Origin of the sequence: Mesorhizobium sp. M7A.F.Ca.CA.002.04.1.1, assembly GCF_004022805.1 — a bacterium.
Taxonomy (GTDB): Bacteria; Pseudomonadota; Alphaproteobacteria; order Rhizobiales; family Rhizobiaceae; genus Mesorhizobium; species Mesorhizobium ciceri.
This window is the reverse complement of the sequence record NZ_RZPL01000296.1, coordinates 1-6,420: the sequence shown is the minus strand read 5'-3', so window position 1 is coordinate 6,420 and position 6,420 is coordinate 1. Positions and strand designations below refer to the sequence as shown.

At 63.8% G+C, this 6,420-nt stretch carries 8 protein-coding genes; 7 read left to right on the top strand and 1 reads right to left on the bottom strand.

The features are described from left to right. The 7 genes from ENZ75_RS16785 to ENZ75_RS16755 form a co-directional block, all read left to right on the top strand. The coding region (locus ENZ75_RS16785; protein WP_206617047.1) for an MFS transporter at nucleotides 1–1,101 on the top strand (1,101 nt) is incomplete at its 5' end. A 145-nt stretch (nucleotides 1,102–1,246) separates the two neighbouring features. Beyond that, nucleotides 1,247–2,431 carry a cell wall hydrolase gene (locus ENZ75_RS16780; protein ID WP_063167648.1) on the top strand — a complete coding sequence of 395 codons (1,185 nt, stop codon included), beginning with the start codon at nucleotides 1,247–1,249 and terminating at the stop codon, nucleotides 2,429–2,431. Nucleotides 2,432–2,685: 254 nt separating this feature from the next. Next, on the top strand, nucleotides 2,686–3,093 hold the full coding sequence (locus ENZ75_RS16775) for an AtpZ/AtpI family protein (RefSeq protein ID WP_013532844.1): 408 nt from the start codon (nucleotides 2,686–2,688) through the stop codon (nucleotides 3,091–3,093). Nucleotides 3,094–3,152: 59 nt separating this feature from the next. Continuing rightward, on the top strand, nucleotides 3,153–3,911 hold the full coding sequence (locus ENZ75_RS16770; protein WP_024502633.1) for a F0F1 ATP synthase subunit A: 759 nt from the start codon (nucleotides 3,153–3,155) through the stop codon (nucleotides 3,909–3,911). 85 nt (nucleotides 3,912–3,996) lie between these two features. Further along, a complete protein-coding gene (locus tag ENZ75_RS16765; protein WP_006206606.1) occupies nucleotides 3,997–4,221 on the top strand; it encodes a F0F1 ATP synthase subunit C in 225 nt (74 codons plus the stop codon). A gap of 63 nt (nucleotides 4,222–4,284) precedes the next feature. Then, entirely contained in the window at nucleotides 4,285–4,884 is a 600-nt protein-coding gene (locus ENZ75_RS16760) for a F0F1 ATP synthase subunit B (RefSeq protein WP_013532842.1), read from the top strand. Between the two features lie 10 nt (nucleotides 4,885–4,894). Beyond that, entirely contained in the window at nucleotides 4,895–5,386 is a 492-nt protein-coding gene (locus ENZ75_RS16755; RefSeq protein WP_013532841.1) for a F0F1 ATP synthase subunit B, read from the top strand. A 275-nt stretch (nucleotides 5,387–5,661) separates the two neighbouring features. Here ENZ75_RS16755 and ENZ75_RS16750 read toward each other — a convergent pair whose 3' ends face one another. Further along, nucleotides 5,662–6,363 (bottom strand): ribonuclease HII, encoded by a 702-nt coding sequence (locus ENZ75_RS16750; RefSeq protein ID WP_027164182.1) that lies wholly within the window; start codon nucleotides 6,361–6,363, stop codon nucleotides 5,662–5,664. Nucleotides 6,364–6,420: the final 57 nt, after the last annotated feature.

Genomic DNA, 6,420 nt, shown 5'->3' with positions numbered 1-6,420 from the left:
CACCTAGGCAATGCCGAACTCGGTCTGGCGCTCGGCCTTCTCGGGCTTGGGGTCGCGCTCAGCGAACTGCCCTGGGGCTTGCTCACCGATCGCTGGGGCGACCGCCGCGTGCTGTTGATCGGGCTCGGCGCGACGGCGGCGTGGCTCCTGGTCATGGCGATGCTGGTCGTGCCGACAAGGACCGGTACTCCCGATGTCACGCTGCTCTCCACGAGCCTATTCATCACCGGATTGCTCGGCGGCAGCGTCAACGGTTCGAGCGGCCGCGCCATCATGGGCTGGTTCCGGGAAAACGAGCGCGGCTTCGCCATGAGCATCAGGCAGACGGCGGTGCCGCTTGGCGGCGGCCTTGGCGCGCTCGTGCTGCCCTCGCTTGCGCTGGCTTTCGGCTTTGCCGCGGTGTTCGGAGTCCTGGCGGGTGCATCCGCTCTGTCTGCCCTGTTCGCCTGGCGCTGGCTGCACGAGCCGCCGACGGCGGGCGAGGGCCATCCCGCTTCGGCTGTGGCCGGACCGGCGCCGCTGCGCAATCGCGACGTCTGGCGTATCGCGACCGCCATCGGCCTGCTCTGCTTTCCGCAGGTGGCCGTGCTCACCTTCGCCTCCGTATTCCTGCACGACTTCGTTGGGTTGGGAACGGCGGCAATCAGTGCCAGCCTCGCCGCGGTGCAGATCAGCGCCATGGTCATGCGCATCTGGAGCGGCCGCTTCACCGACCGTTATGGCAACCGCCGCCAATTTCTTCGCCTGTGCAGCGCGTTCAGCGCCCTTGCCTTCGCCATGCTTTGGCTGCTGGTCCTGTTCGGCCCAACCATTCCGGGCGGCCAGCTCATCTGGTCGGCGGTTCTTCCGGTCGTGCTTATTGTCGCAGGCATCTCTGTCTCCGCCTGGCACGGCGTCGCCTACACCGAGCTTGCCACCCTTGCCGGCGCCGGCCATGTCGGAACCGCGCTCAGCCTTGCCAACACCTTTGTTTTCGTCGGCTTCTTCCTGGTGCCGGTGGCCATTCCGGGGCTCTTGCACCTCTGGTCCTGGTCCGGCGTCTGGCTGGCGGCCGCCATCTGCGCGCTGATCGCCCGGCCGATCTTCCTGCGCCCGGCCTGAATGGTCCGGCCGCAAAATCGCCCGACTTCGCAACCACGACCTCGGGCCGACCGGGAAAACCCGATCGAATCCGTTAACGTCCCATCAAGGTTAATGCATCATTTTGCTCTCCAGTGGGGTCTGTAGCGTTCCTGGAGAGAGTTCCGTGCATCGACGTGTGTTGAAGCGGCTGGTTGCCGCCGCCGGTGAGAGAAAACGTGGCTTTCTGGGTCCGCTCGTCATCGGTTTCGGCATCTGGATCGGCTTTCCGACCGTCGCCGCCTATCAGGACATGACGAGCCTCGTTTCCGGCCTCGAAGCATCGAGCACGCGCTGGAATTCCTATGTCGAGAAATCCGTCGCCGGCTCGACCCACGCGGCCGAGATGCCCTTTGTCGATTCCGATGTCACCGGCTCCATTTCCGGATCGGGCGTCCACCTGGCCGGTGTCGGCAACGTGTCGTTTCGCGGCAAGGGCGGCAAGGTCAGCGCCACGCCCGATGAGGACCGCGTCGTGCGCGCCGAGAAGAAAGGGCGCATCGTCCAGATGTCTCCCGTCGCACCCCCGAAGAACTTCAACGCCGGCTCGATCTTCGAGCGCACCTCCTCCTTGCTGCGACCCAGCATGGACAGCGGCCTGAAAATGGCTTTCGCCAAGCCGCAGATCAAAGGCAAGGAAATCCAGATCGCCGCGGCATTCCATGCGCGCGAGGACAAGAAGCCGGATCCCGGCGTGCCGGCCATGCTGGCGGCGCTGGTCAACAACGACCATCCGGATGTGCTGGCCACCGCCTATGCGCAATCCGAGCCGGACTATGCCAAGGCATCGCCCTTCGAGGCCCTGCTTCAGGACGAGCAGCCCAATGAGGGCCGCTTCATTCCGCCGATGGCCAAGGGCGATCATTCGTGGATCCAGAACCCGCTGCCGGCGAGTGTCTTCTCCAAGAAGGAGCAGGCATGCCTTGCCAACGGAATCTATTTCGAGGCGAGGAGCGAATCCGTGCGCGGCCAAGCCGCTGTCGCTCAGGTCATCCTCAACCGCGTCCGCAATCCGACCTATCCGAATTCGATCTGCGGCGTCGTCTACCAGAACGACAGCTGGTTCAACCGTTGCCAGTTCTCCTTCGCCTGCGACGGCAGGAAGAAGCGCATCGATAGCCCAGCCGCCTACAAGACCGCCCAGGAGATCGCCATGGCCGTCACCGCCGGCAAGATCTTCATTCCGGAAGTCGGATCGTCGACCCACTACTATGCCCAATATGTCCACCCCGGCTGGGCGCGCACGATGCAGAAGATGACCAAGATCGGCCTGCATATCTTCTATCGGACCTATGGCGGCGGCTGGAGCTGAGTGCGGAGCAGCCGCTGATCCTTGATGTGGCGCGCAGCCGATCAAAGAGCCATTGCGCGGGGGATTCGCGCCATGCATCCTCGTCATCCTGGCGGGCACGATGTCGCACCTTCGTAATTCATTGATTTTATTGCCTAAAATACATGGCAATGAACTTCCGCCCGTGGCTTGACGGGCGCAAACCCTCTAACTATGTTGCCGGCGACTTTAGAAGCGGACGGACGGTGACGGTCTGACCGGGCAGGGGGGTTGCGATGGCCGACAAGAATGGGCCAGACGGAACCGGAGAAACCGGCCGCGGCAATCAGCATGAACCCGACATCCGCGACGACGATCTTGAGCGCCGCCGCCGTGACCTTGAAGCTTCGCTTGCGACAAGGCGGCCGGGCCGGCTCGAGGGGAAAGACGACGCGAAAGCGGGCAGTGTGGCCGGTTATGGTCAGGCGCTCAAACTCTCCAGCGAGTTTATCGCCGGGGTGGTGGTGGGTGCCGGCATCGGCTGGGTCATCGACCGTCTGGCGGGGACATCGCCATGGGGTCTGATCGTGTTTCTGCTGCTTGGTTTTGGCGCCGGAGTGCTCAATGTGATGCGTTCCGCCGGCGTCGTGGCAGAATTTGGACAGGGCGATAAATCGCGCCGTGGCCAAGACGACAAGAAATGACCGCGCACCATGTGCGGTAATGGTAACGAGGCCGTACGCGGCATTGACGGGGTTTGAACGTGGCAGCTGACAAGGTCGATCCGATCCACCAGTTCCATATCAACAAGCTGATTCCGATCGACATCGGCGGCTATGACCTGTCTTTCACCAATTCGGCGCTGTTCATGGTCGCAACCGTGATCGTCGCGGCTGGATTCCTGTTTCTCACGACGTCGAGCCGCAGCCTGGTTCCCGGGCGGCTTCAGTCGGTCTCCGAGATGGCGTACGAGTTTGTCGGCAACATGTTGCGCGACGCCGCCGGCACGCAGGGCATGAAGTTCTTCCCTCTCGTGTTCTCGCTGTTCATGTTCGTGCTCGTCGCCAATCTGCTTGGCCTGTTCCCCTATTTCTTCACCGTCACCAGCCACATTATCGTCACCTTCGGCCTTGCCGTGCTGGTGATCGCAACCGTGGTCGTCTACGGCTTCATGAAGCATGGTCTTGGCTTCCTGAAACTGTTCGTGCCGCACGGCGTGCCGGTCTTCCTGCTGCCTCTCGTGGTGCTGATCGAAGTAATCTCCTTCGTGTCGCGCCCGGTCAGCCTCTCGGTTCGTCTGTTCGCCAACATGCTCGCCGGCCACATCACGCTGAAGGTGTTCTCCGGCTTCGTCGTCAGCCTGAGCGCGCTCGGCGCGGTTGGCGTCGCCGGCTCGATCCTGCCTCTGGCGATGGCGGTGGCGCTGACGGCACTGGAACTGCTGGTCGCCTTCCTGCAGGCCTACGTCTTTGCCGTGTTGGCCTGCATGTATCTCAACGACGCCCTGCATCCAGGGCACTAGGTCCAAAAGTTTCCGGCCCAAAGATTTCCAACATTGGCGCCGGATGGAATCGCAACGGAATTTTAGATCCAAAGGAGTTGAACAAATGGACGCAGAAGCAGCAAAGTACATCGGCGCCGGCATCGCTTGCCTGGGCATGGGTGGCGCGGGCATTGGCCTCGGCAACATCTTCGGCAGCTACCTGGCGGGCGCACTGCGCAACCCGTCGGCCGCCGATGGCCAGTTCGGCCGTCTGATCTTCGGCTTTGCCGTGACCGAAGCTCTGGGCATCTTCTCGCTTCTCATCGCGCTTCTGGCCCTGTTCGGCTGAGCACTCGGGAAGATTGGACAGGCCGGCCGCGCAAGCGGCGGGCCTGAATTTCGGGGATAGTCCATGTTCGTGACATCTGCCTTTGCGCAAGAGTCCGCGCCATCAGCCGATACCAGCCACGCTGCGACGGAAGGCGACACGCATTCCGGCACCAGCGTGCCTGCTGAAGCGCATGGCACGTTTCCGCCATTCGATCCGGCGACGTTCCCGTCGCAGCTTCTGTGGCTGGCGATCACCTTCGGGCTGTTCTATCTCTTCCTGAAGCGGGTGGTGATGCCGCGCGTCGGCGGCATCATCGATGTCCGCAACGATCGCATCACGCAGGACCTCGACCAGGCGGCCAGGTTGAAGGGCGAGGCCGACGCCGCCGTTGCTGCCTACGAGCAGGAACTGGCGGAAGCCAAGACCAAGGCCAACGCGATCGGCCAGCAGGCCAACGACGCTGCCAAGGCCGAGGCCGACACCGCTCGCAAGAAGGTCGAGGCTGCGCTCGACGCGAAGCTTGGCGAAGCCGAAGCCCGCATTTCTTCCATCAAGGCCAATGCCATGAAGGAAGTCGGCAGCATCGCCGAGGACACCGCTTCGGCGATCGTCGAGGCTCTGGTTGGCGGCAAGGCCAGCAAGGCCGAGATCGCGGCCGCGGTCAAATCCGTGGCCCGGTGAGGAGCGCATCATGGATTACACATCTCTCGCGACGCTCTGGGCCACGATAGCCCTGATCATCTTCCTCGGCGTTGCCGTCTACATCAAGGTGCCTGGCATGATCGCCAAGGCGCTCGACGCCCGTGCCGCCAGGATCAGCAATGAACTGGACGAAGCGCGCCGGCTGCGCGAGGAGGCCCAGCAGCTGCTCGGCCAGTACCAGCGCAAGCGCAAGGAAGCCGAGCAGGAGGCCGCCGACATCGTCGCTGCCGCCAAGCGCGAAGCCGACATGCTTGCCGCCGACGCGCATAAGAAGACCGAGGACTATGTCGTCAGGCGCACCGCGCTTGCCGAACAGAAGATCGGTCAGGCCGAGCGTGATGCCATCAGCGAAGTGCGCGCCAGCGCCGTCGACATCGCCGTCGAGGCAGCACGCGCGCTGCTTGCCGGCAAGATCGACGCCAAGGCCGGTGCAGATCTGTTCAAGGCTTCGCTCGCGGACGTGAAGTCGAAGCTGAATTAGGCGGTTCGTCTAGCCAGTCATCGAAAGCCGCCCGGGCAACCCGGCGGCTTTTTTGTTGCGGCGCTGAAGCTGCCAATCTCCCCCCTCGTGGGGGAGATGCCCGGCAGGGCAGAGGGGGGCGTGAAGGAACGCTAACCTTTGTTGTCCTAAGGTCTATCGGGACAAGCCTGAGGGCATAACTGCAATCGATTGAGAGGCCGGCGGGACAGCGCCCCCCTCTGTCCTACCGGACATCTCCCCCACAAGGGGGGAGATTGGCTTGTCGTCGTCGTCGCTCAATCCAGCCCGGCGAAGCTCTCTTCTTCCACCACGTCCACCTCGGCCCCACCCAGCCGGAATGGCGCAAACGACACGCGGTGCAGCCGCGCCACCGGGCCATGCGCTTCGATCGCGGTGCGATGACGAACCGTGGCGTAGCCCATATGGACTTCGAACCCGTAGCGGTCGTGATGGTTGCCGCAGCCGCACATCATGCGGTCGCGCATCACCTTGGCGACGATCGAGGCGGCGGCGATCGACTGCGAACGCTGGTCGCCCTTGATCAGCGCGCGCCCTTCACAAGGCAGTCCCGGCGGCACGTCGCGTCCATCGGCAAGCGCAAGCTTCGGCCGGACCGACAGCCCTACCAGCGCGCGCCGCATGGCTTCCAGGCTTGCCTTGAGGATGTTGCTGCCGTCGATGCCCTCGGCGCTGATGGAGGCCATCGAGACCGCCTGTGCGGAGCCGAGAATGCGCAGGAACAGGGCCTCACGCTGTAAATGGCTGAGGCGTTTGGAATCGTCGAGGCCGTCGGGAATGTTGGCGGGATCGAGCACCACCGCTGCGGCGACCACCGGCCCGGCCAGGGGGCCGCGGCCTGCCTCGTCCATCCCGGCGACCGGCCACAGGCCCTCCGCCATCGCCTTCGTCTCGAAGGAGAAGTCGGGCTTCTCGATGATCTCAAAGAGAGGCGGAGAATCAGAACGCGCGCGAGCCATGTTGCGGCGAGGTTCGCATCGGCTCCGATTCTCCGCAAGTCCCTCCGGGTCGGGTGG

Bases quoted from the DNA above. Each gene is read 5' to 3' on its own strand.
- ENZ75_RS16775 (WP_013532844.1), top strand. From the start codon at position 2,686: ATGGCCGACAAGAATGGGCCAGACGGAACCGGAGAAACCGGCCGCGGC.
- ENZ75_RS16765 (WP_006206606.1), top strand. From the start codon at position 3,997: ATGGACGCAGAAGCAGCAAAGTACATCGGCGCCGGCATCGCTTGCCTG.
- ENZ75_RS16760 (WP_013532842.1), top strand. From the start codon at position 4,285: ATGTTCGTGACATCTGCCTTTGCGCAAGAGTCCGCGCCATCAGCCGAT.
- ENZ75_RS16755 (WP_013532841.1), top strand. From the start codon at position 4,895: ATGGATTACACATCTCTCGCGACGCTCTGGGCCACGATAGCCCTGATC.
- ENZ75_RS16750 (WP_027164182.1), bottom strand. From the start codon at position 6,363: ATGGCTCGCGCGCGTTCTGATTCTCCGCCTCTCTTTGAGATCATCGAG.